Origin of the sequence: Aeromonas sp. WP2-W18-CRE-05, assembly GCF_014168615.1 — a bacterium.
In the GTDB taxonomy this organism is placed as follows: Bacteria; Pseudomonadota; Gammaproteobacteria; order Enterobacterales; family Aeromonadaceae; genus Aeromonas; species Aeromonas caviae.
In genome coordinates this window covers 3,793,647-3,820,132 of record NZ_AP021917.1, presented here as the reverse complement: position 1 = coordinate 3,820,132, position 26,486 = coordinate 3,793,647, and the positions used below count along the sequence as shown (strand labels likewise).

The 26,486-nt window shown below is 62.3% G+C and carries 25 protein-coding genes and 1 pseudogene; 13 read left to right on the top strand and 13 right to left on the bottom strand.

The features are described from left to right. Positions 1-400 precede the first annotated feature (400 nt). Positions 401-1,417 (bottom strand): zinc-binding alcohol dehydrogenase family protein, encoded by a 1,017-nt coding sequence (locus H7R73_RS17785; RefSeq protein ID WP_182951342.1) that lies wholly within the window; start codon positions 1,415-1,417, stop codon positions 401-403. A 100-nt stretch (positions 1,418-1,517) separates the two neighbouring features. Between H7R73_RS17785 and H7R73_RS17780 the strand changes: the two genes are divergently transcribed. After that, positions 1,518-2,390, top strand: coding sequence for a LysR family transcriptional regulator (locus H7R73_RS17780; protein WP_182951341.1), 873 nt, complete (start codon positions 1,518-1,520; stop codon positions 2,388-2,390). On the opposite strand, the gene H7R73_RS17775 is transcribed toward H7R73_RS17780, so the two are convergent. The 12 genes and pseudogenes from H7R73_RS17775 to H7R73_RS17725 all read right to left on the bottom strand — a co-directional run bounded on the left by H7R73_RS17775 (position 2,391) and on the right by H7R73_RS17725 (position 13,878). Continuing rightward, positions 2,391-3,815 carry a PTS transporter subunit EIIC gene (locus tag H7R73_RS17775; protein WP_109112679.1) on the bottom strand — a complete coding sequence of 475 codons (1,425 nt, stop codon included), beginning with the start codon at positions 3,813-3,815 and terminating at the stop codon, positions 2,391-2,393. A gap of 87 nt (positions 3,816-3,902) precedes the next feature. Continuing rightward, positions 3,903-5,360, bottom strand: coding sequence for a sodium/pantothenate symporter (panF, locus tag H7R73_RS17770; protein ID WP_103259659.1), 1,458 nt, complete (start codon positions 5,358-5,360; stop codon positions 3,903-3,905). Continuing rightward, positions 5,350-5,598 (bottom strand): YhdT family protein, encoded by a 249-nt coding sequence (locus H7R73_RS17765; protein ID WP_039040309.1) that lies wholly within the window; start codon positions 5,596-5,598, stop codon positions 5,350-5,352. The genes panF and H7R73_RS17765 overlap by 11 nt, the downstream gene beginning before the upstream one ends. 193 nt (positions 5,599-5,791) lie before the next feature. After that, positions 5,792-7,132, bottom strand: coding sequence for an acetyl-CoA carboxylase biotin carboxylase subunit (accC, locus tag H7R73_RS17760; RefSeq protein ID WP_039040308.1), 1,341 nt, complete (start codon positions 7,130-7,132; stop codon positions 5,792-5,794). A gap of 15 nt (positions 7,133-7,147) precedes the next feature. Then, on the bottom strand, positions 7,148-7,609 hold the full coding sequence (gene accB, locus H7R73_RS17755) for an acetyl-CoA carboxylase biotin carboxyl carrier protein (RefSeq protein ID WP_010675405.1): 462 nt from the start codon (positions 7,607-7,609) through the stop codon (positions 7,148-7,150). Positions 7,610-7,645: 36 nt separating this feature from the next. Continuing rightward, positions 7,646-8,095 (bottom strand): type II 3-dehydroquinate dehydratase, encoded by a 450-nt coding sequence (gene aroQ, locus H7R73_RS17750; protein WP_039040307.1) that lies wholly within the window; start codon positions 8,093-8,095, stop codon positions 7,646-7,648. A 283-nt stretch (positions 8,096-8,378) separates the two neighbouring features. Beyond that, positions 8,379-10,325, bottom strand: coding sequence for an acetate--CoA ligase (acs, locus tag H7R73_RS17745; protein WP_048207056.1), 1,947 nt, complete (start codon positions 10,323-10,325; stop codon positions 8,379-8,381). A gap of 175 nt (positions 10,326-10,500) precedes the next feature. Next, a pseudogene (locus H7R73_RS17740) lies at positions 10,501-11,808 on the bottom strand (putative bifunctional diguanylate cyclase/phosphodiesterase); the annotation flags it as partial. Positions 11,809-12,007: 199 nt separating this feature from the next. After that, the gene (locus H7R73_RS24585; RefSeq protein WP_103259660.1) at positions 12,008-12,289 is read right to left on the bottom strand and encodes a PAS domain-containing protein; all 282 of its coding nucleotides are present in this window, start codon (positions 12,287-12,289) and stop codon (positions 12,008-12,010) included. Between the two features lie 106 nt (positions 12,290-12,395). Continuing rightward, complete coding sequence (locus H7R73_RS17735) at positions 12,396-12,764, bottom strand: hypothetical protein (RefSeq protein ID WP_103259661.1); 369 nt, start codon at positions 12,762-12,764, stop codon at positions 12,396-12,398. A 7-nt stretch (positions 12,765-12,771) separates the two neighbouring features. Then, on the bottom strand, positions 12,772-13,440 hold the full coding sequence (gene torD / locus H7R73_RS17730) for a molecular chaperone TorD (protein ID WP_039040303.1): 669 nt from the start codon (positions 13,438-13,440) through the stop codon (positions 12,772-12,774). A gap of 150 nt (positions 13,441-13,590) precedes the next feature. Continuing rightward, positions 13,591-13,878 carry a hypothetical protein gene (locus tag H7R73_RS17725; protein ID WP_042883236.1) on the bottom strand — a complete coding sequence of 96 codons (288 nt, stop codon included), beginning with the start codon at positions 13,876-13,878 and terminating at the stop codon, positions 13,591-13,593. Between the two features lie 341 nt (positions 13,879-14,219). Between H7R73_RS17725 and glyA the strand changes: the two genes are divergently transcribed. The 12 genes from glyA to H7R73_RS17665 all read left to right on the top strand — a co-directional run bounded on the left by glyA (position 14,220) and on the right by H7R73_RS17665 (position 26,442). After that, positions 14,220-15,473: a serine hydroxymethyltransferase gene (gene glyA / locus H7R73_RS17720; protein ID WP_010675397.1), complete on the top strand. Its 1,254-nt coding sequence runs from the start codon at positions 14,220-14,222 to the stop codon at positions 15,471-15,473. Positions 15,474-15,560: 87 nt separating this feature from the next. Further along, entirely contained in the window at positions 15,561-15,995 is a 435-nt protein-coding gene (locus H7R73_RS17715; protein ID WP_182951757.1) for a hypothetical protein, read from the top strand. Positions 15,996-16,129: 134 nt separating this feature from the next. Next, positions 16,130-16,579, top strand: coding sequence for a transcriptional regulator NrdR (gene nrdR / locus H7R73_RS17710; RefSeq protein ID WP_010675395.1), 450 nt, complete (start codon positions 16,130-16,132; stop codon positions 16,577-16,579). A 277-nt stretch (positions 16,580-16,856) separates the two neighbouring features. Beyond that, positions 16,857-17,966 carry a bifunctional diaminohydroxyphosphoribosylaminopyrimidine deaminase/5-amino-6-(5-phosphoribosylamino)uracil reductase RibD gene (gene ribD, locus H7R73_RS17705; RefSeq protein WP_039040300.1) on the top strand — a complete coding sequence of 370 codons (1,110 nt, stop codon included), beginning with the start codon at positions 16,857-16,859 and terminating at the stop codon, positions 17,964-17,966. Positions 17,967-18,021: 55 nt separating this feature from the next. Further along, the gene (locus H7R73_RS17700; protein ID WP_039040359.1) at positions 18,022-18,675 is read left to right on the top strand and encodes a riboflavin synthase; all 654 of its coding nucleotides are present in this window, start codon (positions 18,022-18,024) and stop codon (positions 18,673-18,675) included. 137 nt (positions 18,676-18,812) lie between these two features. After that, positions 18,813-19,922: a bifunctional 3,4-dihydroxy-2-butanone-4-phosphate synthase/GTP cyclohydrolase II gene (gene ribBA, locus H7R73_RS17695; RefSeq protein ID WP_039040299.1), complete on the top strand. Its 1,110-nt coding sequence runs from the start codon at positions 18,813-18,815 to the stop codon at positions 19,920-19,922. Positions 19,923-20,055: 133 nt separating this feature from the next. Continuing rightward, a complete protein-coding gene (gene ribH, locus H7R73_RS17690; protein WP_010675391.1) occupies positions 20,056-20,526 on the top strand; it encodes a 6,7-dimethyl-8-ribityllumazine synthase in 471 nt (156 codons plus the stop codon). Positions 20,527-20,540: 14 nt separating this feature from the next. Further along, the gene (nusB, locus tag H7R73_RS17685; protein WP_010675390.1) at positions 20,541-20,954 is read left to right on the top strand and encodes a transcription antitermination factor NusB; all 414 of its coding nucleotides are present in this window, start codon (positions 20,541-20,543) and stop codon (positions 20,952-20,954) included. Positions 20,955-21,011: 57 nt separating this feature from the next. Continuing rightward, positions 21,012-21,971, top strand: a complete 960-nt coding sequence (gene thiL, locus H7R73_RS17680; protein WP_039040298.1) for a thiamine-phosphate kinase — start codon at positions 21,012-21,014, stop codon at positions 21,969-21,971. Beyond that, entirely contained in the window at positions 21,968-22,456 is a 489-nt protein-coding gene (locus H7R73_RS17675) for a phosphatidylglycerophosphatase A family protein (RefSeq protein WP_103259664.1), read from the top strand. The genes thiL and H7R73_RS17675 overlap by 4 nt, the downstream gene beginning before the upstream one ends. 646 nt (positions 22,457-23,102) lie before the next feature. After that, complete coding sequence (locus tag H7R73_RS17670) at positions 23,103-24,827, top strand: dipeptide ABC transporter ATP-binding protein (RefSeq protein ID WP_010675387.1); 1,725 nt, start codon at positions 23,103-23,105, stop codon at positions 24,825-24,827. 58 nt (positions 24,828-24,885) lie between these two features. Continuing rightward, on the top strand, positions 24,886-26,442 hold the full coding sequence (locus tag H7R73_RS17665) for an ABC transporter substrate-binding protein (protein WP_103259665.1): 1,557 nt from the start codon (positions 24,886-24,888) through the stop codon (positions 26,440-26,442). Positions 26,443-26,486: the final 44 nt, after the last annotated feature.

The following is a 26,486-nucleotide window of genomic DNA, read 5'->3' as shown; positions in this document are numbered from 1 at the left end:
TGGGTGACGGGAAGCAACTTGTTCCCGCTGAATGCTTTGCTCTATGAAGTTCCGTCATCTTTTTTCAGCCACCTTCGGGTGGCTTTTTTTATGCCGGTGCGCTGAAAAGCGGTTAATTGGGAGGGAAAAGCAGAGATTGGCACGCTATCTGCAAAGTTACAGATGTCCTGCATAAGGATATGTGTGTGATTGTTACCCCAACGTTCAGGTTTTTAGGGCCATCCCGACGGGATGGCCTCTTTTTTATGGTTTTTTCGGGGGAGATGCCCCGTCAGGGACAAAGGTTACCTGCGGGGCTGTGCACTCTTGGGGCTTGTCACTGGTGATTTCACCCCATGATGGTGCATTTATTTACCTACAAGGGAATAGTCAGGACGACGATACCCGCTCTGGCGGCGCCTCAGCGATGGAAACCGCTCATGTCGATCACCAGCTTGCCCACCATGCGACCCGCTTCCAGCTCGGCATGAGCCCGGGCCAGGGTGAGGGGTGTCAGTTCGGGCACCACCTTGCTGAGGGTGGTCTTGAGCACCCCTTCATCGATCAGGGCCGCGACCCGGCCGAGCAGGTTGTGCTGCTCTATCATGTCCGGGGTCTGGAACAGGGAGCGGGTAAACATGAACTCCTGGCTGAAGGTGACGCTCTTGGGTTTGAGCAGACCCAGATCCCAGGGGTCACTGGACTCGGCGATGGTGCAGATGTGGCCAAACGGACGGATGAGGCTGGCCATGGCATCCCAGTGCTGCTCGGTGGCGTTGGTGCAGAAGATGGCATCCACCTCGTTGATGCCGAGCGCCTTGAGCTCCGCCTGCAGATGGTGATGGCTCACCACCTGGTGGGCCCCCATGTCCAGGCACCACTCCCGTGTTTCGGGGCGCGATGCGGTGGCGATCACCTCCATGCCGGTGAGCTGGCGGGCGAGCTGGATGGCGATGGAACCGACTCCGCCGGCGCCCCCGATAATCAGCAGTCGCCCGGTGCTTTCGCGGGTGAGGCTCATGCGCTCGAACAGGGTTTCCCAGGCGGTGATGGCGGTGAGCGGCAGGGCGGCGGCTTCCAGATCGGTCAGGGTGACTGGGGCGATGGCGGCGATGCGCTCGTCCACCAGTTGCAGGGCGCTGTTGCTGCCCGGGCGGCTGATGTCGCCGGCATACCAGACCCTGTCACCGGCCTTGAACAGGGTGACGTCGCTACCGACGGCGATCACCTCGCCCACGGCGTCCCAGCCCAGCACTCGCGGGCTGCTCTCGACCTTGGCCTTGGGGGCGCGCACCTTGGTGTCGACCGGGTTGATGGAGGTGGCGTTGACCCGCACCAGCAGGTCGCGCGGGCCCGGTGTCGGGTCGGCCAGATTGACCTCGATGAAGCAGTCGGGATGATCGCTCGGCAGATAGTGGGTCAGGGCGATGGCTTTCATGGCAGTTCCTTTCAAATCGGTTGGATGGGGATTGCCAGCCACTCTAGTCTGGTTGATTATTCAGATTAAGATGGGTAATTGGTAAAGACTGTTTGAATATATGAACAATGTCGAACTGGAGCTGATGGGGCTGTTTGCCACTGTGGTGGAGCAGGGCAGTTTTACCGGGGCGGCCGAGCTGCTCGGCATGCCCAAATCCTCGGTCAGCCAGAAGATCTCGCGGCTCGAATCCCAGCTCGGGGTGCGCCTGTTGCAGCGCACCACCCGCCGGCTGAGCCTGACCCCGCAGGGAGAGGTCTATGTGGAGCAGTGCCGGGCGCTGCTGGCACTGGCCCGCAGCGCCAATCTGGCGATGGCGCGGCTGCGCGCGGCCCCGGCCGGCCGGGTGCGGATCACCGCGCCGGAGGCGACCGGCACCCTGCTGCTCGGCCGGATCCTGGCCGAGTTTCGGGCCCTCTACCCCGAGGTGGTGCTGGAGCTGACCCTCTGCGATGAGCAGCTTGATCTGGTGGGGGAGGGTTATGATCTGGCGCTGCGGGCGGCACCGCTGAAAGATTCCAGCCTGATCTGCCGGCGCATCGGCCAGGTGGCGCGCCATCTGGTGGCATCTCCCGGTTACCTGGCGGCCAACGGGACGCCGCTCCAACTCTCGGAGCTGGCCGGACACGCCTGCCTGGTACATGGCTCCTTGCCGGTGTGGCCATTGCAGGAGGGGGGCTGGCGCCCTCGCGGGGCCTGCCAGAGCAACAGCCTGTTGGCGCTGCGGGAGCTGGCACTCCATGACGGGGGGATTGCCCTGCTGCCGGCCCATGTCTGCGGCGACGATCTGGCGGCGGGGCGACTGCTCAAGGTGCTGCCGGATCTCCTGGTTCCGGTGAACCCCTTCTATCTCATCTACCCGAGCCGGGAACACCTGGCCCCCGCCCTTCGCAGCCTGATGGACTTCGTGGCCGAGCGTCTTCCCTTTGCCTGATCACTGGTGCTGGCCAAGGGGAGCCTGAGCCGGTTCGAGACCGAGCGGGACCGACTGGCGTTCCGCCAGCATGCGGATCTGCCCTTCGATGAGGCCGGCATGGGGGCCGAGCACCAGCACCAGCTGATGTTCGTTCAGCACGACCCAGGAGAGGCAGCCCAGTCTGGCCAGGCAGGATTGATCCACCAGGGCCATGTCGCGAACTCGCAGGCTGAGGCGGGTCAGGCAGACGCTCATGGCCTGCAGGTTGTCCATGCCCCCCAGCATCTTGAGGTACTGGATAGCCAGCATCTGGGGATCGGTGGGGGCCACGGTCGCGAGCCGGGAGAGATCCTCGGCCATGGGTTTGCCCGGCAGACTGAGGGGGGCGTGTTCCAGCAGCCGGGAGAAGAGCAGGGCATAGACGACGAAGAAGAGGATGCCCAGGGGGATGAGCCAGAAGCTGTGCAGACCGGCGTGGTAGCTCAGCACCAGATCCAGCAATCCGGCGGAAAAGTAGCTGCCCACCTGGATGTCGAGCCCGCTGCAGATGGCCAGCGACAGCCCGGTCAGCAGGGCATGGGCCAGAAACAGCCAGGGAGCGGTGAAGGCAAACAGGAACTCGATGGGCTCCGTGATGCCCACCAGTGCCGAGGTGAGCGCCAGGGTGAGCAGCAGCCCTCCCTGGGGTAGTTGCTGCATCCGCTGGCGATGGATCCAGATGGCAAAACAGGCACCGGGCAGGCCGAACATGATGACCGGATAGAGCCCGGCCACATAGCCTTCATGCAGCGGCTGGGCGGTCGAGAGGGCTTGCAGGTTGCTCTCCCCGAGCCCGATGAGGCTGCCCAGCACCTGGTGCAGACCGAGGGGGATCAGCAGCCGGTTCAGCACGCCATAGCAGAAGGCGCCAAAGGGCGTGGTGAGCAGATCGGAGGCGAGCAGGGTGAGCCCCTGTTCCAGCAGCGGCCAGAGGATGGAGAGGGGGAGCACCAGCAGCAGGCAGGCCAGCGCCGAGAGCAACATGCCCGGCAGATCTTCCTGCAGGGGGCGCAACCAGCCCGGCAGCCGCAGAGCGCGGGCCCGGGAGCAGACCATGGCGGTGACGAGCCCGGCCAGCAGGCCGCAGATCATGTCCGCATGCAGCCCGGGCACCAGGGTGCCCAGCGCCGAGCTCAGCAGCAGGAAGTTGACCGCACCGGCGAGCGCCTGGGCTCCTTGCCCCTGGCGACTCAACCCGAAGGCGATGGCCACCGCATAGATGAGCGGCATCTGGCTGAAGAGGGCGCGACCGGCGAGGGAGAGCACGGCGAGATCCAGCACGTCCGGCTGGCCGAGCCGGTGGAGCAGGGCGGCCAGGGGCAGGATGGAGACGGGCAGCAACAGGGCATAGCCGAGGCGCTGCAGGGACTGGGTCAGGATCTTTCTGGCGTTCTGGACTGGCATGGGGGCACGGTATTTGTGACGTGGCGCACATTTTACCCGTGAGCCCCCATTTGGGAATAGGCGAGCCTTCCTTTATTGATCCTTTTCTTAATTTTGATCAAACAATCGACGGACACGCTGATCCGGGGCAGGAGTGAGCAGGCTGACCAGGACAAAGGCTGCCAGGCCAAGGGTCAGGCTCGGGACGATGGCGTGCAGGCTGGCCACCTTGATCCCCCACTGGCTCAAGGTACCGTAACAGAGGATGCCGCAGACCATGCTGGCCAGGGCTCCCGGGCCGTTGGCCCTGGACCAGTAGAGGCCGAGCACCAGGGGCCAGAGGAAGACCGCCTGCAGGCCGCCGAAGGCGAGCAGGTTGAGCCAGATGATCATCTCGGGGGGCTGGAGCGCCGCCAGCAGCACCAGGGTACCCAGGATCAGGGTGCAGAGCAGGGAGAGGCGCGGCACCCGGACCTCCAGCTTCTCCTGCCTGGGGTTGAGGTAATTGAGGTAGAGATCTTTCACCAGGGTGGCGGAGGCCTGGATCAGCTGGGAGTCGATGGTGGACATGATGGCCGCCATGGGGGCGGCCAGGAAGACCCCGGCCAGCCAGGGGGGGAGCACCTCCATCATCAGGGAGGGCATGATCTTGTCCGGGCTGTCCATGCCGGGCAGGATGGCGCGGCCCAGCGCCCCGGCCAGGTGCATGCCGAACATCAGCAGGGCGCAGACGATGGTGCCGATGAGGATGCCCCGGTGCAGCGCCTTGCTGTCCCGGTAGCCAAAGCAGCGCAGCGCCGAGTGGGGCAAGCCCACCACCCCGATGCAGACCAGCACCCAGAAGCTCAGCATGAAGGGCTGGGTCAGCATGTCGCCGGCCCCCTGGGGGCTCACCAGCTTGGGATCTATCTCCTTGAGCTGGTGGACAAGATTCGGCAACCCGTCACCGGCGATGAGGATGCCCGCCAGCAGGGCGCCAGTGCCGATGAGCATGACAATGCCCTGCAGGGCATCCGTCATCACCACGGCGCGAAAGCCGCCGATCACCGTGTAGAGCAGCACGCAACTGGCAAACAGGAAGAGCCCCTGCTGATAGCTGAGGCCGGTCGCCGTTTCCAGCAGACGGGCGCCGCCGATGAACTGCACCACCATGGTGGCGATGAAGGCGAGGATGATGGTGACCGAGCCCAGCACGACCACCGCCCTGCTCTGGTAGCGGGCCCACAGCATGTCGTTGATGGTCACCGCATTGACCCGGCGGGCGATGATGGCGAACTTCTTGCCAAGCACCCCCAGAGTGAGCCAGACGGTGGGCAGCTGGATCATCGCCAGCAATACCCAGCCGAGGCCGACCTTGTAGGCGGCACCCGGCCCGCCGATGAAGGACGATGCAGAGGTATAAGTGGCCACCAGGGTCATGGCGAGCACCAGCCCCCCCATGCTGCGGTTGCCGATGAAGTACTCCTGCATGAAGTTGCCGCCGGTCCGGTGGCGACTGGCCCAGAAACCGACCCCCAGTACCAGCACAAGATAGATGCAGAGCGGCAGCATCAGCTCAAGATTCATGGGGGGGGACCTCGCTATCCAGGGGAATATCGACGAACAGGCGATCCACCATGAGGGCGCAGAGGCCGATGAACAGCAGGGGCATCAGGATGCAACTGAGCAGGAACCAGAGGGGCAGGTCCCACAGCTCGAGATCCTCGGGGATGAAATAAGCCGAGCCATACCAGGCGACAAAGTAGAGCAGGGTCAGCAGCAGGCAGAAGGCTGCTTCCCGACGGGCGAGTGCGAAACGGTTCACTGTGGCCTCCGACGAGTGAGCGGGGCGCAAGAATAACAAAAAAGGGCCATGTCGCCATGGCCCTTTTTTACGTTGGCGATCCGGGTGGATCGCGCAATATCCCGATGAAAGGGGTCTTTGCAGACCCGACTTCTTGTGCAGGTAGTGGCTGTTCTGTGTTGCCACCGTGCTCAATGGGTCGGGCCTCAAGCCATTACAGACCCAACTTCTTGTGCAGGTAGTGGATGTTAGTGCCACCGTGCTGGAAGTTTTCGTCCTTCATGATCTCTTTTTGCAGGGCGATGTTGGTCTTGATCCCTTCTACCACCAGCTCGTCGAGGGAGTGACGCATGCGGGCGATGGCCACGTCGCGGTTCTCCCCGTAGCAGATCAGCTTGCCGATCATGGAGTCGTAGTAGGGGGGGACCTTGTAACCCGCATAGATGTGGGATTCCCAGCGCACGCCCAGGCCGCCCGGCGCGTGGAAGCGCTGGATGAGACCGGGAGAGGGCAGGAAGGTGGCCGGATCTTCGGCATTGATCCGGCACTCGATGGCGTGGCCACGGATGCGGATGTCCTGCTGGGTGATCGACAGGGGCTGACCGGCGGCAATGCGCAGCTGCTCCTTGATGAGGTCGACGCCGGTGACCATCTCGGTGACCGGATGCTCCACCTGGATACGGGTGTTCATCTCGATGAAATAGAACTCGCCGTTCTCGTACAGGAACTCGAAGGTACCCGCACCGCGGTAGCCGATCTCGAGACAGGCGCGCACACAGCGCTCACCGATGAACTTGCGCATCTCCTCGGTGATGCCGGGGGCCGGCGCCTCTTCCACGACCTTCTGGTGACGGCGCTGCATGGAGCAGTCCCGCTCACCCAGATAGAGGGCGGTACCCTGACCGTCAGCCAGCACCTGGATCTCGATGTGGCGCGGATTCTCCAGGTACTTCTCCATGTAGACCATGTCGTTCTTGAAGAACTGGCCCGCTTCGGATTTGGTCAGCGCGATGGCGGAGGCCAGTTCGGCCTCGTTGCGCACCACGCGCATGCCGCGACCACCACCGCCACCGGCGGCCTTGATGATCACCGGATACCCGATCCGCTTGGCGATGGCGGCGTTGCGCTTGGCATCGTTGTCCACCGGGCCGTCGGAGCCGGGTACGCAGGGCACGCCCGCCTTCTTCATCGCCTCGATGGCAGAGACCTTGTCACCCATCAGGCGAATGGTCTCGGCGCGCGGGCCGATGAAGATGAAGCCGGATTTCTCGACCACTTCGGCGAAGTCGGCATTCTCGGAGAGGAAGCCGTAGCCCGGGTGGATGGCGACGGCACCGGTCACCTCGGCGGCGGCGATGATGGCCGGCACATTGAGGTAGGACTCACCGCTGGCAGGTTTGCCGATGCAGATGGTTTCGTCCGCCAGGAGCACATGCTTGAGCTCCCGATCGGCAGTGGAGTGAACGGCCACTGTCTTGATCCCGAGCTCTTTGCAGGCGCGCAGGATCCGCAGGGCAATTTCACCGCGGTTGGCGATGACTACTTTGTCCAACATGGGTGGCATTTTCCCTTATTCGATGATGAACAGCGGCTCGTCAAACTCGACGGCCTGACCATTTTCAACCAGGATCGCTTTGATCACGCCGGCCTTGTCAGACTCGATTTGGTTCATCATTTTCATGGCTTCGACGATGCACAGGGTGTCGCCGACATTGACGTGCTGACCGACTTCCACGAACGGCTTGGCTTCCGGGCTGGAGGAGCGGTAGAAGGAGCCCACCATGGGGGAGCGCATCAGATGACCGCTCGGGGCGGCATCGGCAGCAGGTGCAGCGGCTGCTGCCGGAGCAGCGGCAACCGGTGCGGCAACCTGAGCTGCGGCCTGGGGCATGATCATCTGCGGGGCAACGCTAACCTGGCCGGAGAAATTACGGCTGATGCGAACGGACTCTTCCCCTTCGGAGATTTCCAGCTCGGCGATGCCGGACTCTTCAACCAGTTCAATCAGCTTCTTGATTTTGCGGATATCCATTAGCATTCTCTTTCTTCTTTATCTGATCAGTGATTATCAAGCCGCGCGCAACTGATGCACGGCCGCGGTTAAAGCGAATTGGTAACCATCGGCACCCAACCCGCAGATCACCCCCTTGGCGACATCAGACAGATAGGAGTGATGACGGAAGGGCTCCCTGGCATGAACGTTTGACAGGTGAACCTCGATAAAGGGGATGGCCACACCCAGCAGGGCATCGCGCAGGGCAACGCTGGTATGGGTGAAGGCGGCGGGATTGATGATGATGAAATCCACCTGGCCCATGGCCTGATGGATGCGGCCGATCAGCTCGTGCTCGGCATTGGATTGCAGATGTTCCAGGGTGACACCGAGTTCGCTGGCGCTGCGCGTCAGATCGGCGACGATCTCATCGAGCGTCTTGCTGCCGTAGATTCCCGGTTCCCGCTTGCCCAGCAGATTCAGATTGGGGCCGTTAAGCAGGAGGATTCGGTGATGTTGCGACATATTGAGTACATCCTCGATGATTATGCTGCTATCTATCAGCTATCTTTGGACTACCAAAAATCTAGCCAATTTTTGCACAAATCGGTGTGCCCTGACACACAGATTTCGCAATTATATTGATTTCGTGAAAATTAGCAGCATTTTACTGGTCTAATCTCTACATCTGGCTATTTATTGGTCTGGTTTGCCCGCAAGCCCGGCCTGCCACCGAACTCTGCCCTGTCCGGATCCCGAAGACAACAAAGCCGGCACGTGGCCGGCTCTGTTGACGTGTGGAAGAGACTCACGCCGCTTCCGACTTCTCGCGGATCAGCTTGTCCACGACCCCCGGATCCGCCAGGGTGGAGATATCCCCCAGGCTGTCGGTTTCGCCGGTGGCGATCTTGCGCAAGATACGCCGCATGATCTTGCCGGAACGGGTCTTGGGCAGCCCCTCGGCCCAGTGGATCACGTCCGGTGTCGCGATGGCGCCAATCTCCTTGCGCACCCACTCCTTCACTTCCTTGTGCAGCTCGCGGCTCGGCTCTTCCCCGGCGATCAGGGTGACATAGGCGTAGATGCCCTGTCCCTTGATCTCGTGGGGAACACCCACCACCGCCGCTTCGGCGATCTTCGGATGGGCCACCAGAGCGGACTCGATTTCGGCGGTGCCCATGCGGTGGCCGGAGACGTTGAGTACATCATCCACCCGGCCGGTGATCCAGTAGTAGCCGTCCTCGTCGCGACGGGCACCGTCGCCGGTGAAGTAGCGACCCGGGAAGGTGGAGAAGTAGGTCTGCTCGAAGCGCTCGTGATCGCCGAACACGGTACGCATCTGGCCGGGCCAGGAGTCGGTGATCACCAGGTTGCCCTCGGTGGCGCCTTCCAGCGGCTCACCCAGGTTGTCCACCAGAGCAGGCTGTACTCCGAAGAAGGGACGAGTGGCCGAGCCGGGCTTGAGCGCGGTGACGCCGGGCAGCGGAGTGATGAGGATGCCGCCGGTCTCGGTCTGCCACCAGGTGTCGACGATGGGGCAGCGCTCGTCGCCGATGGTGCGGTAGTACCACTCCCAGGCTTCCGGGTTGATGGGTTCACCCACCGACCCCATGATGCGCAGGCTGGTGCGGGAAGTGCCTTCGACAGCCTCCTTGCCCTTGGCCATCAGTGCGCGAATGGCGGTGGGGGCGGTATAGAGGATGGTGACCTGGTGTTTGTCCACCACCTGACTCATGCGGTTGGTGGCCGGGTAATTGGGCACCCCTTCGAACATGACGGTGGTGGCGCCGTTGGCCAGCGGCCCGTAGACCAGATAGGAGTGACCGGTGACCCAGCCCACGTCGGCGGTACACCAGTAGATGTCCTCTTCGTGGTAATCGAACACGTATTTGAAGGTGAGGGCGGCATAGACCAGATAGCCGCCCGTGGTGTGCAGCACACCCTTGGGTTTGCCGGTGGAGCCGGAGGTGTAGAGCACGAACAGGGGATCTTCGGCGCCCATGGCTTCGGGCGGACAATCCGGGCTGGCGGCGTTGACCGCATCATGCCACCAGATGTCTCTGTGATCGTGCCAGGCCACGTTGCCACCGGTGCGCTTGAGGACGATCACCTTGCTGACCTTGGTATCCGGGTGGGTAAGGGCCTCATCCACGTTCTTCTTGAGGGGGATGGGGCGACCGCCTCGCAACCCCTCATCGGCGGTGATGACGACGGAGGCGCCGGAGTCGATGATGCGGCCCGAGAGCGCCTCCGGCGAGAAGCCGCCGAAGACGATGCTGTGCACGGCCCCGATGCGGGTACAGGCCAGCATGGCGATGGCCGCCTCCGGCACCATGGGCATATAAAGGCAGACCATGTGGCCACGCTTGACCCCCTGGGCTTTGAGCACGTTGGCAAACTTGCACACTTCGGCGTGCAGTTCGCGATAGGTGATCTTGCGATCTTCGGCCGGGTTGTCCCCTTCCCAGATGATGGCGACCTTGTCGCCGCGCTCGCTCAGATGACGATCCAGGCAGTTGGCCGAGACGTTGAGCAGACCATCCTCATACCACTTGATGGAGACGTGGCCCGGATCGTAGGAGGTGTTCTTGACGCGGGTGTAGGGGGTCATCCAGTCGAGGATCTTGCCCTGCTCCCCCCAGAAGGCGTCCGGATCCTGCACCGACGCCTGATACATGGCTTCATAACCTTCCTTGTCCAGCAGGGCGCCGTTGCCGATGTGGGCCTTGACCGGGTAGACCTTGCTCTCGCTCATCTCTCACTCCTGTGAATACATTTTCTTAATGATTGAGTAACAACTTATACCTTTGGTTCCCGAGGGCAATTAGACTTTTGGATAGCGACGAAGATAGCAGGTGAGAGGACACGTTGAGGGCAAAGAAGGGAGCCATGGGCTCCCTTCTTTGCTTTCGTGGTGGCGCGGCCAAGGCTCAATGGCGGACGGGGAGCAGGGAAGGCAGCTGGGGTTCTGGCAGGGGATGGCTGAACAGGTAGCCCTGTCCCTCCTCGCAACGCAGGGATTGCAGGAACTGGCGCTGGGGCTGGGTTTCTATCCCTTCCGCCGTGACGGCCATGCCGAGGGAGCTGGCCAGCTGGACTATGGTACGGCACAGCTCGCGGCTGTGCTTGTCGTCGGGCAACGCCTGGACGAAGGCCCTGTCTATCTTGATGCGATCGATGGGCAGGCTCCTGAGCAGGCTCAGGGAGGAGAAACCGGTGCCGAAGTCGTCGATGGCGATCTGTACCCCCAGCGCCTTGAGGCGGGTGAAGAGCCGCAGACTGTGATCCACGCTCTGGATGATGCTCTCGGTCACCTCGATCTCCAGCCGTTCGGCAGGAAAACCGGTCTCGGCCAGAATGGCTGTCACCCGCTCCACGTAGTCGTGGGAACGCATCTCCCTGACCGACACATTGACCGAGAGCCGGGGCACGGCGAGCCCTTCGGCCAGCCACTGCTGCCCTTGCCGGCAGGCGGTGCGCATCACCCATTCGCCCAGTGGTTCGATGAGACCGCACTCCTCTGCCACCGGAATGAAACGGTCCGGGGATATCATGCCAAGGCTGGGATGCTGCCAGCGGATCAGGGCCTCCAGGCCGCTGAGATGACCATCCGCCAGATCCGTCATGGGTTGGTAGAGCAGGCGAAACTCTTGCTGCTCAATGGCCTTGAGCAGTCCCTGCTCCAGCAGCATCCGCTCCCTGGTCTGTGCCGTCATGTCGGGGGAGTGGAACAGATAGCCGTTGCGGCCACGGCGCTTGGCTTCATGCATGGCGTTGTCCGCCGCGCTGATAAGGCTGTCCGGGGTCTGGCCATGCTCCGGATAGAGGGAGATGCCGATGCTGGCGGAGAGCCTCACCCGCTCCTGGGCGATGTCGGCGGGATCGTGCAGCCTGCGTTGCAACCCCTCGATGAGACCCAGCAGATCCTGGGTGTCTCTGATGGCGGGCAGCAACACCAGAAATTCGTCTGCCCCCAGCCGGATGGCGATGTCTCCGGGGCGCAGGCAGTGGCGAATGCGGTCTGCCGACAGCTTGAGCAGCAGATCGCCGGCACTGTGCCCCAGGTTGTCGTTGATGAGCTTGAAGCCGTCGAGATCGATGAACAGCAGCGCCAGGACGTGGCGGTTCACCCTGGCCGTCTCTATCTCCAGAGTGAGGCGCTCTTGCAGCAGATGGCGATTGCCGAGATCGGTGAGAGGATCGTAATAGGAGAGGTGCTGCAAGCGGGCTTCGGCCTGATAGAGACGCAGTGCATGGCGGTGGGCCATCTCCTGCAGGCCGGGGGACGCGGGTGCGTCGAGGTGGGTGCTTGTCTGTACGGACTCCCTCATCACGAGGAAGATGCCGCTGAAGGTGCCCTCCTCATCCAGCACGGAGCTGACGCTCACTTGCCAGCGTGCGGGGGAGGCCGCGCGGGAGAGACCGACCGTCTCCACCTCAAATGCGCATCGGGGGGGGCCCTTGTCGCAGTTGCTGAAACAGCGGGAGCAGTTGGGGAGTCTGGGCAGGGACAATGTCGAACAGCGTCTTGCCCGGGTGCTCTGCCCGCGCGAGGCCGGTCAGTTCGGCAAAGCGTCCGTTGACGTCGCGACACCTGAATTCGTGATCGAAGACCCCAATCCCGACGGGCGCCTGGGCGAACAGCTGTTGCAACTCGTAGGGAGAGAGCGGGCCTGACAAATACCGTGTCGGAACCGATTCGGGCAGCACTTTTTCCATGGAGGCTCCTGAATTGATTGCTTTGTCATTAGGACGACTGTGTCAGTATGGCAGGAAGTGTCAGGAGAGAAAGAAAGTGTGAGAAGGGTGTGAAATCAACGAGATGTCAGCCTTTCTGGCGGCCAAACGCCTGGATCCCGCGAACAAATACCAGCCAGCCCACCAGATGAAACGGCAACGCCATGGCGTAGAGCACCAGCCAGTGGCTCTCGGTGCCGCTGCTGTTGATGAAATCTGCCCAGGCGGCGAGCAGGGCCAGCATGCCCGCTATCTGGAAGCGGCGACGCAGCACCACTTCCACCCCGAGATTGGCGAGGTAGAGGGCCAGCAGGATGCCGGCAAAGCCGGTGAGCTGGGCGGTGCCGTAGAGCGCGCGGTCCGGGTTGAACAGCAGCGTCACGAGGGGAGTGAGACCCTGATCCAGCGGGATCAGGGCCAGCAGCCAGCATGCGATAAGAAGCAGGGCTGTCTTCATGCCGGGCTCAGTCGGCGGACGGTGCCGGTTTGACCAGGGAGAGGTAGTTGGCGTCCATCTTGAGGAACACCCCCAGCAGGCGGGCACTGGCACCGTAGAAGCCAAACGTGTCGGCGGCCCGGCAGGCCTGCTCGAAGCGCTCGAACCAGCCCAGCAGGTGACCGTGCAGCAGGGACTCCTGCTCGCCAAGCCACGCCTCGCGCTGGTCGGCGGTGGTCGACTCGGCGGCGCGGATGATGAGGCTGCCCATCAGATCCAGCTCGATGGCCAGATGATCGGCAGGCTCATTGTATTTGTCGCTGACGTTGATGCCGAGGCGATCGAGGCGTGCCTGCATCTCGGTCATGGGGGCCTGCATCAGCTGCTTGCCTTCGCCCCGGTAGAGGGATTCGTAGGGCAGGGCACCCTGCCCGGGAGCGCTCAGGAACAGGCCGGCGAAGTCGGCGGCCAGCGCCGTCTGGCGCTCGGGGCGCACCAGCAGGCGGGCGATGGCGTCGTTGAGCTCGGCCACGGCTTCGCGCATGGGGTCGAGAGTAGAGAGGCTCTTCAAGAAGCTGCGCACGTCATAGGTGTCGTATTCAGCGATCTGTGCATCACTGAGTTCGGCAGCAAACAGGGTGGAAAACCACCAGTAAAGCTCGGCCCGGCGTTCGCTGGTCGCCATGAATTCCTGCATTTTTCCTCCGTGGATGACAATCGGGAGCCTTGATGGCCCCCGATTCTAACGACTTTAAAAATAAAGGAAACTCATGGGGCCTTTTGGCTGGATAGCGCCAGGAGAGGGGGGCGCTATTGCGGGATCGCCGTGGGCGACGAGAAGGCCAACCTACTCCTCGACGCGATAGAGCACCTGCTTGCAACGGGGGCAGATGTGCTGTCGGCGGTAATCCACCTGGTGCACCAGGCCGACCTCCCGCTGCTGATGGTGACCGCAATGGATGCAGAAGATGAGATCCCCGTCGGCGGCGCCGGGATGGGCCGCCAGGTACTGCTCCCGGGTGGGAAGTGTCTCCCAGTTGGCGGTGCAGGCACCCTTGCGGCTGGCGGTGTAGTAGACCCAGTAGAAGAGAGCGAAGACCGCGACAATCACGAACAGCATCAGATGATCCATCATGGCGTTTCCCCTTGTGTTCCGGGATGGCAGGGAGCGACACCCGCTCGTGCAGATGTCCCATGGCCTAAAGATGTTATCTATTAGTAAATGCTATATCCATGATCTGGCTCTGGTTTTCATCGCCTTGCCCGGGAAGCGGGGACGATGGCTGGAGCCGGATTGCGGGTGTGGGGAGGCCGGGGGGATGAGCGAAGCCAGGGGGCGGGATTCGAAATTTGCGACGTATTTTACATTTTATAAACAATTTTTTGGGTGGTTGGACTGTCTCTTTGATCCAGCTCACGTTACAATGCGCGGGCCCACTTCACCTATCGCGCAAACGATTTTCAGGAGATAAACGGATGTTGAAACGTGACATGACCATCGCCGGCTATGATCCAGAGCTGTGGCAGGCCATCACAGACGAGACCCGTCGTCAGGAAGAGCACATCGAGCTGATTGCGTCCGAGAACTACACCAGCCCCCGCGTCATGGAAGCCCAGGGCTCCCAGTTGACCAACAAGTACGCCGAAGGCTACCCGGCCAAGCGTTACTACGGCGGTTGCGAGTATGTGGATGTGGTTGAAACCCTGGCCATCGAGCGCGCCAAAGAGCTGTTCGGTGCCACCTACGCCAACGTGCAGCCACACTCCGGCTCCCAGGCCAACAGCGCCGTCTACATGGCCCTGCTGCAACCGGGCGACACCGTGCTCGGCATGAACCTGGCCCACGGCGGTCACCTGACCCACGGCTCCCCCGTCAACTTCTCCGGCAAGCTGTACAACATCATCCCCTACGGCATCGACGAGTCCGGCAAGATCGACTACGACGAGATGGAGCGCCTGGCCGTTGAGCACAAGCCGAAGATGATGATCGGCGGCTTCTCCGCCTACTCCGGCATCGTCGACTGGGCCCGCATGCGCGAAATCGCCGACAAGATCGGTGCTTACCTGTTCGTGGACATGGCCCACGTGGCCGGTCTGATTGCCGCCGGCGTCTACCCGAACCCGGTGCCCCACGCTCACGTGGTCACCTCCACCACCCACAAGACCCTGGCCGGTCCGCGCGGTGGTCTGATCCTCTCCGCCGCGGACGACGAAGATCTGTACAAGAAGCTGAACTCCGCCGTCTTCCCGGGTGGTCAGGGTGGCCCGCTGATGCACGTCATCGCCGGCAAGGCCGTGGCCTTCAAGGAAGCGCTGGAGCCCGAGTTCAAGACCTACCAGGCCCAGGTCGTCAAGAACGCCAAGGCCATGGCGGCGACCTTTATCGAGCGCGGCTACAAGATCGTCTCCGGCGGCACCGACAACCATCTGATGCTGGTTGACCTGATCGGTCGCGAGCTGACCGGCAAAGATGCCGACGCAGCCCTCGGCAAGGCCAACATCACCGTCAACAAGAACTCCGTACCGAACGACCCGCGTTCCCCGTTCGTGACCTCCGGCGTGCGTATCGGCACCCCGGCCATCACCCGCCGCGGCTTCAAGGAAGCCGAGTCCATCCAGTTGGCCAACTGGATCTGTGACGTGCTGGACAGCCACGACAACGAAGAAGTGCTGGCGACCGTGCGCGAGAAGGTGCTGGACATCTGCCGCCGTTTCCCGGTCTACGCATAATCAGCCTGACCTTCAGGTTGAAGACCAATGCCACCCTCGGGTGGCATTGTTTTTTGCAGCGTCTGGCAAGATGAGACAGAGGTGACCATGTGCAATGACATGGAAGAGGACGCGCTGGAGGCGTCACTGCGGCAGACGGTTCGCGCCCAGTACCACTTTCGCGCCAGCGAACAGGGGCTGCTGGCCTGGGATGTGCGCCGCTTGATCCGGCTGAGCCGCAACCTGCCGGTGCAGGCGGTGGCACTCGGCGAGATTGCCGAGCTTGACCGCGACCGCTGGTACGGCCATGGCGACGCCACGCCCACGGTGCGCAGCGTGGTGGCGCATTGCCAGCTCATGATGGCGGCGGATCTCGCCTATCCCATCCTGCTGGACAGCGCCGGCCGGGTGATGGATGGCATGCACCGGGTGGGCAAGGCGCTGATGCTGGGCCACAGCCATATCGAGGCGCGTCGTTTTGTTGTGGATCCTGAGCCCGATTACCTGGATTGCGACCCCGAGGCGTTGCCCTATGATGACTGAGTCCTGCCCGAAGGCCCGGCAGGTTGTCCCTTGTTTTCATGGGCTTTTACCGGTTCTGGATGGCCGTGTTACACTGGCCGGCCTAGCGCCAGCCCCCGGGGCCCGCGCCCATTTTCATCCACGCCGGAGGTCAGATGCATTGCCCTTTCTGTAGTGCCGTTGATACCAAGGTGATCGATTCCCGTCTGGTGGCCGAGGGCCATCAGGTGCGCCGCCGTCGCGAATGCCTGCTCTGTCACGAGCGTTTTACCACCTTCGAAATGGCCGAACTGGTCATGCCCCGCGTCATCAAGTCCAACGGCTCCCGCGAGCCCTTCAACGAAGACAAACTGCGGGCCGGCATTCTGCGGGCGCTGGAGAAGCGGCCGGTGAGCATGGAGGCCATAGAGAAGGCGGTCAACCACATCAAGTCCCGCCTGCGGGCCACCGGCGAGCGGGAGGTGGCCTCCCAATTGGTGGGCAATCTGGTGATGGATGAGCTCAAGAGCCTGGACAAGGTGGCCTACATCCGCTTTGCCTCCGTTTACCGCAGCTTTGAAGACATTCGCGAATTCGGGGAAGAGATCGCCAAGCTGGAGAAGTAACGCCGGCCTGCCGCTCCCTATGTGAATAAGAGAGGGCCTGCCGTTGCGGCAGCGCCAGTTGTTACACCAGTGAGACATCTAGATAGCGCATCGTTGCACTGGTGAAAAAGTATGAGGGCGTGCGGCCGCATCCTGCGATGTGTGTGCCCGTCGCCATGGCGTCAGATGCCATGGCCGATCTGCCCGAGAAGGCGTGCGGCAAGCGCGTACACCCTATTTTCTTGTCCCATCGGATGGCCGTGCCACGGGGGACAGGTTGCTGGACACAGGAGCCCGGATGTTTAGTCAAGACGATTACCAATGGATGAGCCGGGCCCTCGAACTGGCCCGGCGCGGCCGTTACACCACGGCTCCCAACCCCTGCGTCGGCGCCGTGCTGGTGAAGGCCGGCGTGGTGGTGGGGGAGGGCTGGCACAAGCGGGCCGGTGAGCCCCATGCCGAGGTCTATGCTCTGCACGCGGCAGGGGAAGAGGCCCGCGGTGCCACCGCCTATGTGACCCTGGAGCCCTGCTCCCATCATGGTCGCACGCCGCCCTGCGCCGAGGCGCTCATCAAGGCCGGGGTGACCCGGGTGGTGGCAGCCATGGTGGATCCCAATCCCCAGGTGGGCGGGCGCGGCCTGCGGATGCTCTCCGAGGCGGGGATCAAGACCGATTTCGGCCTGCTGGCCGCGGAAGCCGAGGCCCTGAACCCCGGTTTCTTCAAACGGATGCGCACCGCGTTTCCGCTGGTGACGGTCAAGCTGGGGGCGAGCCTGGATGGTCGCACCGCCATGGCGAGTGGCGAGAGCCAGTGGATCACCTCTCCGGAGGCGCGCCGGGACGTGCAGCGGCTGCGGGCACGTCACGATGCGGTCCTCTCCAGCGCCGAAACCGTGCTGGCGGATGGTGCCTCCCTCACCGTGCGCTGGGACGAGCTGCCCCCCTCGGTCAAGGCGGTCTATCCCAAAGAGACCCTGCGCCAGCCACTGCGGGTCATCGTGGATTCGCAAAACCGGCTCACCCCGGATCTGCCCCTGTTCCAGAGCGAGAGCCCGGTACTGCTGGCCCGCCACAAGGCATCAGGTGAGTGGCCCGCCTGGGTGCAGCAGCTGGAGGTGCCGCTGCTGGATGGCAAGCTGGATCTGGTCAGCCTCTTCATGCTGCTGGCCAAACAGAACGTCAACTCGGTACTGGTGGAGGCGGGGCCGCGGCTGTGCGGCGCCCTGCTGGAGAAGGGGCTGGTGGACGAGCTGGTGCTCTATCAGGCGCCCAAACTGATGGGGGATGAGGGGCGCGGCCTGTTCCATCTGCCGGGGCTGACCCGGCTGTTCCAGGCCCCCAAACTCAACCTCAAGGATGTGCGCATGCTTGGCCAGGATATTCGCATCACTGCGAAAATAGCCTGATTTTTCAATGTTCACGGGGGCATCCGTCGCCCCCGTCATCAGCAAGGTGATCTGCATGTTTACCGGAATTATCGAAGCGGTGGGAACCCTGGCCGAGCTGCGTCGCCAGGGGGAGGACATGGCCCTCACCGTGCACGCGCCGACCCTGGACTTCAGTGACGTCAAGCTGGGCGACTCCATCGCCACCAACGGCGTCTGCCTCACCGTGGTGGCGCTCGGGGATCACAGCTATACCGCCGACGTCTCCCTGGAGACCCTCTCCCGCACCGGTTTTTCTGCCGCCAAGGTAGGGGATCCGGTCAACCTCGAGAAGGCGTTGATGCCCACTTCCCGCCTCGGCGGCCACCTGGTCTCCGGCCACGTGGACGGTATCGGCGAGGTGAAGAGCAAATCGTCCAGCGGCCGCGCCATCGAATACTGGATCAAGGCGCCGGGGGAACTCTCCCGCTACATCGCCGAGAAGGGGTCGATTGCGGTGGATGGCATCAGCCTCACCGTCAACGCCGTGCAGGGGGATCTCTTCCGGCTGACCATCGTGCCCCACACCGCCCAGGAGACCACCATCGCCCGCTGGAAACCCGGCTACCGGGTCAACCTCGAGGTGGACCAGATAGCCCGCTATCTGGAGCGGCTGATGACGGGCAAGCGCGAGGAGAGCAGTGCCTCTACCCTGACCCTGGAGAAGCTGGCCCAGTCCGGATTCTTGTGAGCCGTTTTGACGGGAAAACGCGGTTCTGTGATCCCGCGCGGATTGAAACGGGGCCGCGTGCCCCCATCTAGAGCACAATACGCAGTATCAAGTCGAGCCGACTGGCTCAATCCCCAAGCATGTTGATGGAGTAGCCCATGGCGCTGAGCACGACCCAGGAAATCATTGCCGATATCAAGGCTGGCAAGATGGTGATCCTGATGGATGACGAAGACAGGGAGAACGAAGGGGACCTGATCATGGCCGCCTCCTGTGTCCGCCCGGAAGACATCAACTTCATGGCGCGCTACGGTCGTGGCCTCATCTGCCTGACCCTGACCCGGGATCGCTGCAAGCAGCTGGCGCTGCCGCTGATGGTTGATCGCAACAATGCCCAGTTCTCCACCGCCTTCACCGTCTCCATCGAGGCGGCGGAAGGGGTGACCACCGGCATCTCCGCCGCCGACCGCGCTGTCACCGTGCAGGCCGCGGTGGCGCCCCATGCCAAGGCCGCCGATCTGGTGCAGCCCGGCCACATCTTCCCGCTGATGGCGCAGGATGGCGGTGTGCTGACCCGCGCCGGCCACACCGAAGCGGGCTGCGATCTGGCCCGGTTGGCCGGCTTCGAGCCAGCCTCCGTCATCGTCGAGATCCTCAACGAAGACGGCACCATGGCCCGGCGCCCGGATCTCGAGATCTTCGCCGAGCAGCACGGCATCAAGCTCGGCACCATTGCCGACCTTATCGAATACCGCAACCAGCACGAGACCACGGTAGAGAAGGTGGCCGAGTGCAAGTTGCCCACCGAATACGGCGAGTTCGACCTCGTCACCTTCCGCGACACCATCGACAACCAGGTGCACTTCGCCCTGAAGAAAGGGGACGTGAAGGCCGACCAGCCGACCCTGGTACGGGTGCACCTGCACGACGTGCTGAGCGATCTGCTGCTCACCGACCGCCACAGCGCCCGCAGCTGGCCGCTGCCCAAATCCATGGCCCGCATCGCCGACGAGGGCGGGGTGCTGGTGATCCTGGGGGCGGAAGCCCATGGCGCCGAGCTGCTGGCCAGGGTCAAGGGTTTTGAAGCCGCCGACAAGGGGCTGGCACCGGAAGGGGCCAAGTGGCAGGGCACCTCGCGCCGGGTCGGGGTCGGTTCCCAGATCCTCAAGGCGCTGGGGGTCGGCAAGATGCGCCTGTTGAGCTCTCCCAAGAAGTACCATGCCCTCGGTGGCTTTGGTCTGGAAGTGGTGGAGTACGTCGGCGAGTAAGCGCTGAGTATGGTTGAATTCATCACCATGGCCGCCCGTTGCGGCCATGGTTTTTTGTCGCGGCTCTGTTGTGCTAGAATGCGTGCACTTTTGAGCCCGGCCCCTAATTGATTGCACAGAGACAGGATTTCCAATGAAGATTATCGAAGGAAATATCGCCGCTCCCGAGGCGCGTGTTGCTATTGTCGTTGCCCGTTTCAACAGCTTCATCAATGACAGCCTGGTGAACGGCGCGCTGGACGTGCTGAAGCGTCAAGGTCAGGTCCAGGAGAGCAATCTGACCCTGGTGCGCGTACCGGGGGCCGTCGAAATTCCCCTGGCGGCCAAGAAGCTGGCCAAGAGCGGTCAATACGACGCCATCGTCGCACTCGGCACCGTCATCCGCGGCGGTACCTACCACTTCGAACTGGTAGCGAGCGAGAACGGCAAGGGTCTGGCCCAGGTAATGATGGAATACGACATTCCCGTTGCCTTCGGCGTGCTGACCACCGAAAACATTGAACAAGCCATCGAACGCGCCGGTACCAAGGCGGGTAACAAGGGTGCAGAGGCTGCACTGAGCGCGCTCGAAATGATCAACGTCCTGAAACAACTGGACGTGTAACGAGGAGAAATGCATTGAAACCGTCCGAGCGCCGTAAGGCCCGCCATTGCGCCACCCAGGCCATCTACCAGTGGCAGATGACCCAGGCCAACGTGGGCGACATCGAAGAGCAGTTCAAGATCGATCAGGACACCAAGGGTGTGGACCTGAACTATTTCCGCGATCTGCTGTTCGGGGTTGCGGTCCACTGCAACGAGCTGGACAAGGTGTTCGCGCCTTTCCTCTCCCGTCCGCTGGAAGAAGTGGACATGGTGGACAAGGCGATCCTGCGTCTGGCGACCTACGAGCTGACCCGTCGTGAAGATGTGCCGCCGCGCGTGGTGATCAACGAAGCGATCGAGCTGGCCAAAGCCTTCGCCGCCGATGACAGCCACAAGTTTGTCAACGGCGTCCTGGACAAGGTGATCAAGACGCTGCCCAAGCGCTGATCCTGCTGTCCGTCAGCAATTAAGAGAGGAGCCAGCTTATTGCTGGCTTTTTACTGTATGGGTGAATTTGAGCTGATTGAGAAGTACTTCAAGGTCCCCCACGCCCGCAAGGACGTGGTGATGGGCCCTGGAGATGACTGTGCCCTGCTGACCCTGCCCCCCGACGCCCAGTTGGCGGTGAGCACGGACACCCTGGTGAGCGGCGTGCACTTCTTCCCCGACATGGATCCGGTGGATCTCGGCTACAAGGCGCTGGCGGTCAATCTCTCCGATCTGGCCGCCATGGGTGCCGAGCCGCGCTGGGTCTCCCTGGCCCTGACCCTGCCCGCCATCAACGAGCGCTGGGTCGCCGGTTTCGCCGAAGGGTTCCTCGAGCTCGCCGAGTACTACAACGTGGCGCTGGTGGGGGGAGACATGACCCGCGGGCCCCTCTCCATCACCGTCTCGGTGAAAGGATCGGTCCCGGCAGGTCGCGCCCTGATGCGCAGCGGCGCCAAGGCCGGTGACGGGGTCTACGTGACCGGTACCCTGGGAGATGCCGCCCTGGCGCTCTCCCACCTGCTGGGCAAGCGCACCCTCAACGAGAACCAGCTGGCGGCCGTGTTGCCACGCCTCGACCATCCCCATCCCCGCATCCTGGCCGGTCAGGCCCTGCGCGGGCTGGCCAGCAGCGCCCTGGATCTCTCAGACGGCCTGGCGTCCGATCTCGGCCACATCCTCAAGGCGTCCGGTGTGCGGGCCCAGATCGATCTCAATCTGCTGCCCCTCTCCCCCGTGTTGCAGGATGCGGTGCCGGCCATGGATGCCTGGCAACTGGCTCTGGCCGGGGGCGACGACTACGAGCTCTGCTTCACCGTCCCCCAGGAGCATCACGGTGCCCTGGACACGGCACTGGCCAATTGTGGCGTGAAGTTCACCCGCATCGGTCGCATCCTGGCCGGGGAGCCTGGCATCGACTACCTGCAGGACGAACAACCCGTCGAACTGCACCTCAAGGGCTGGGATCACTTCGCATGATGTCTTTCAAGATAAAGCCCGAACTGACGCGGCTGAACCTTAAAAACCCGCTCCACTTCCTGGCGGTGGGGTTTGGCTCCGGCCTCTCCCCCAAGGCGCCGGGCACCATGGGGACCTTGGCAGCCATCCCGCTCTATCTCTTGGTGAGCGGGCTGCCGACCTCCTGGTTCATCGCCCTGCTGGTGGTGGGTTTCGTGGCGGGCATCCGCATCTGCCAGAGCGCCACCGACGCCATCGGGATGCCGGATCACGGGGCCATCGTCTGGGACGAGGTCATCGGATTCGGGGTCACCATGATTGCGGCCCCGGCCGGCTGGGAGTGGGTGCTGGCGGGCTTCGTGCTGTTCCGGGTGTTCGACGTGCTCAAGCCCTGGCCCATCTCCTGGTTCGATCGCCGCATTCACGGCGGGCTTGGCATCATGCTGGACGATCTCATTGCCGGCCTGTTCGCCCTGGCCTGCATGCAACTGCTTGCCCACTGGTGAGGGGGGGCGGCATCTGAACGCCCTCTCGCTGTTTTTTCACTGCTCTCCTCTTGCAAAGAGGCCGGATATACCGCACACGCAGGCCCTGAGGGGCCTGCGTTTTTTTGTATGCAATCCCTCCCGGCTTGCCGTGCCGGCGGGCCTGTGGCCCAGGTTGATCCTTCTGCATTGTCCCTATTTAGCTCTGCCTATTTTTCCTTACTCCAGATATGCTGCCGTCAAAAAATCATTTCACATAAATATTCACTACTCATTCGAAGCTGGTCAGCATAATGCTGATAGTGAATAAGATGGTTTGTTGCTATTTTGTTGAAACATAATTGGTTGATGGTCTCGCATTGCCAGCGTAATCTCTGGTAATGTGACTTTTATCGACATTTTAACCCCAGGGTGTCGGCATTCTCTGGGCAAAGTATTGCGAAATTGTATAACTGGATCATTTACACCCGCGGGCAAACCGACTAACTTACTCGCGGGTTATTCCAAAAAAATGCAAAAAACCCGCCCGGATCGCTGGTTTGGCTGCCTCATGGATTGAGCGTTAATTACACAACAACGGCTCTCGAGCAGTACCAAGGCACAACCAGCATCTGCGGCTGATTTACGGACGAATTATTTGGGACGGATGTCCCCCGCAGAGGTAACCATGTCCTTGCTTGAAGTCAAAAACTTGCGGATCGAGTACCCCTCCCGCTACGGGGTGCTTGCCGCGGTCAAGGATCTCTCTTTTTCTGTTGAAAAGGGCGAGATCGTCGGCGTCGTCGGTGAGTCCGGCGCTGGCAAATCCACTATCGGCAACGCCGTCATCGATCTGTTGAGCCCGCCCGGTCGCATCGCCCGTGGCGATATCTACCTCAACGGCGAGCTCATCTCCGGCAAGAGCCAGAACGAGATGCGGGCCATTCGTGGCTCGCGCATCGGTTTCATCTTCCAGGATCCCATGACCTCCCTCAATCCGCTGTTCACCGTGGAGCAGCAGCTGGTGGAGACCATCCTCGCCAACACCGACCTGTCCCGCGAGGCGGCCTTTGCCAAGGCCCTCGAGCTGATGGGGGCGGTGGGGATCCCGAACCCGGACGTGCGCATCAAGCAGTATCCTCACCAGTTCTCCGGTGGCATGCGCCAGCGGGTGGTGATCGCCATCGCCCTCTCCGGGGATCCCGAGCTCATCATCGCCGATGAGCCGACCACGGCGCTGGACGTCTCCATCCAGGATCAGATCCTCCAGCTCATCCGCAACCTGTGCAAAGAGCGCCAGGTAGGCTGCATGCTGGTGACCCATGACATGGGGGTGGTCTCCAACGTCACCGACAAGGTGGCGGTGATGTACCGCGGCGATCTGGTGGAGTTCGGCACCACGGAACAGGTGCTGGGCCGCCCCAATCACCCCTATACCCGCAGCCTCATCTCGGCGGTGCCCCGCTCGGATGTGAAGCTGGTGCGCTTCCCCTTGGTCTCCTATATCGAGGATGCCGGTGCGGCGGATACCAGCATCGATCTCAAAACCCACTGGCTCGGCCAGAGTCAGGACGAGCGCACCTATGAAGGCGCGCTGCTGCGGGTGGAGAACGTGGATCTGAAGTTCGTCACCAAGGATTCCATCTTCCCGAGCCGCCGCCAGTACGTGCGCGCCTGCAACAACATCAGCTTCGAGATCTTCGAGGGTGAGACTTTCGGTCTGGTGGGGGAGTCGGGCTCCGGTAAATCCACCATCGCCCGTGCCATCACCGGGCTCTATCCGCCCGATACCGGCAAGATTGTCTTCGAGGGGATCGATCTCACCGCCCTGAAAGGGGAGCACGAGCGTCGCCCCCTGCGCCGCCAGATGCAGATGGTGTTCCAGAACCCGTACTCTTCGATGAACCCGCGCATGAAGGTGCGTGACATCATCGCCGAGCCGATCCGCTTCCACCGCCTCGCCGAGAGCGAGCGGCAGATAGAGCAGATCGTCGGGGACCTGCTGGATCACGTGGGCCTGGGCCGCGGCGCCGGGGTCAAGTATCCCCACGAGTTCTCCGGTGGCCAGCGCCAGCGCATCTCCATTGCCCGCGCCCTGGCGACCCGCCCGCGCTTCCTCATCTGCGACGAGCCGACCTCGGCGCTGGATGTCTCGGTGCAGGCCCAGATCCTCAACCTGCTCAAAGACTTGCAACAGGAGCTTGGGCTCACCATGCTGTTCATCAGTCACGATCTGCCGGTCATCCGCCAGATGTGCGACCGCATCGGTGTGATGCAGCACGGTCATCTGGTGGAAGTGGCCGAGACCGAGAAACTGTTCACCAATGCCGAGCATGAGTACAGCCGCAAGCTGATCTCCCTCATGCCGGAATTCAAGGGAATGTCCCGCGAGGGGCTGGAAATCGCAAGCTAGGAAAGCACCGGTTCGCCGGTTTGTCTGTCAATAAAAAGCCAAAAGCATGGAGAAAGACATGAAGAAAGGATTATCCAAGATCGCCATGGCGCTGTTCGCCGCTGGTCTCGCGTTCAACGTTTCTGCTGCCGACATCAAGGTCGCCGTCGCGTCCGACGCCACCTCGCTGGACCCGCAGGAGCAGCTCTCCGGTCAGACCCTGGAGATGTCTCACCTGGTGTTCGACCCCCTGATGCGTTACACCCAGGATCTGCAGTTCGAGCCGCGTCTGGCCGAGAAGTATGAGCGCATCGACGACAAGACCGTCCGTTTCCACCTGCGCAAGGGTGTGAAGTTCCACTCCGGCAACGACTTCACCGCCGATGACGTGGTATGGACCGTCAACCGTCTGAAGGCCTCCCCGGACTTCAAGGCGATCTTCGACCCCATCGCCGAAGCCAAGAAGGTGGATGATTTCACCGTGGATCTCGTCACCGCCAAGCCGTTCCCGCTGGTGCTGCAGACCGTCACCTACATCTTCCCGATGGACTCCAAGTTCTATAGCGGCAAGACCGAGGCGGGCAAGGACAAGGCCGAGATCGTGAAGAACGGTGACTCCTTCGCCTCCACCCATGTCTCCGGTACCGGTCCGTTCAGCGTCAAGTTCCGCGAGCAGGGCGTGAAGCTGGAATATGTGCGCAACGCCAACTACTGGGACAAGGCCTCCAAGGGCAACGTCGAAAACCTGACCGTGGTACCGATCAAGGAAGACGCCACCCGTGTTGCAGCCCTGCTGGGCGGCGACGTGGACATGATCTACCCGGTTGCCCCGAACGATCTGGAGCGCGTGAAGAACGGCAAGGATTCCCAGCTGGTCACCCTGTCCGGTACCCGTGCCATCATCATCGAGCTGAACCAGAACACCAACCCGGCGCTGAAAGACAAGCGCGTGCGTCAGGCGATCAACTACGCCATCAACCAGGTGGGCATCGTCGACAAGATCAACAAGGGCTTCGGTACCCCGGCCGGCCAGCTGAGCCCGAAAGGCTACGCAGGCTACAACGAGGCGCTCAAGCCCCAGTATGATCTGGCCAAGGCCAAGGAGCTGATGAAGGAAGCCGGTTACGAGAAGGGCTTCAAGATGAGCTTCATCTCCCCGGCTGCCCGCTACGTCAACGACGTCAAGATTGCCCAGGCCGTCTCCGCCATGCTGTCCAAGATCAACATCAAGGTGGATCTGAAGACCATGCCGGTGGCCCAGTACTGGCCGGAGTTTGACAAGTGCGCCGCTGACATGCAGCTGATCGGCTGGCACTCCGACACCGAAGACAGTGCGAACTTCTTCGAGTTCCTGACCTTCACCAAGGATGCCAAGACCGGCATGGGTCAGTACAACTGCGGCGGTTATGCCAACGCGGAAGCTGACAAGATGGTGATGGAAGCCAACACCGAGACCGATCCTGCCAAGCGTGCCGCCATCCTGCAGAAGGTGGAAGCCATGCTGATCGACGACGCCGCCTATGTGCCGCTGCACTGGGAAGACCTGGCCTATGGCGCCAAGAAGAACGTCGACATCAAGCCGGTGGTCAACGTGATGAACTTCCCTTATCTGGGTGACCTGGTGGTCAACAAGTAAGCGAAGCGTTTAAGGAAGGACCCGGCGGGGCACCCATGGTTGCC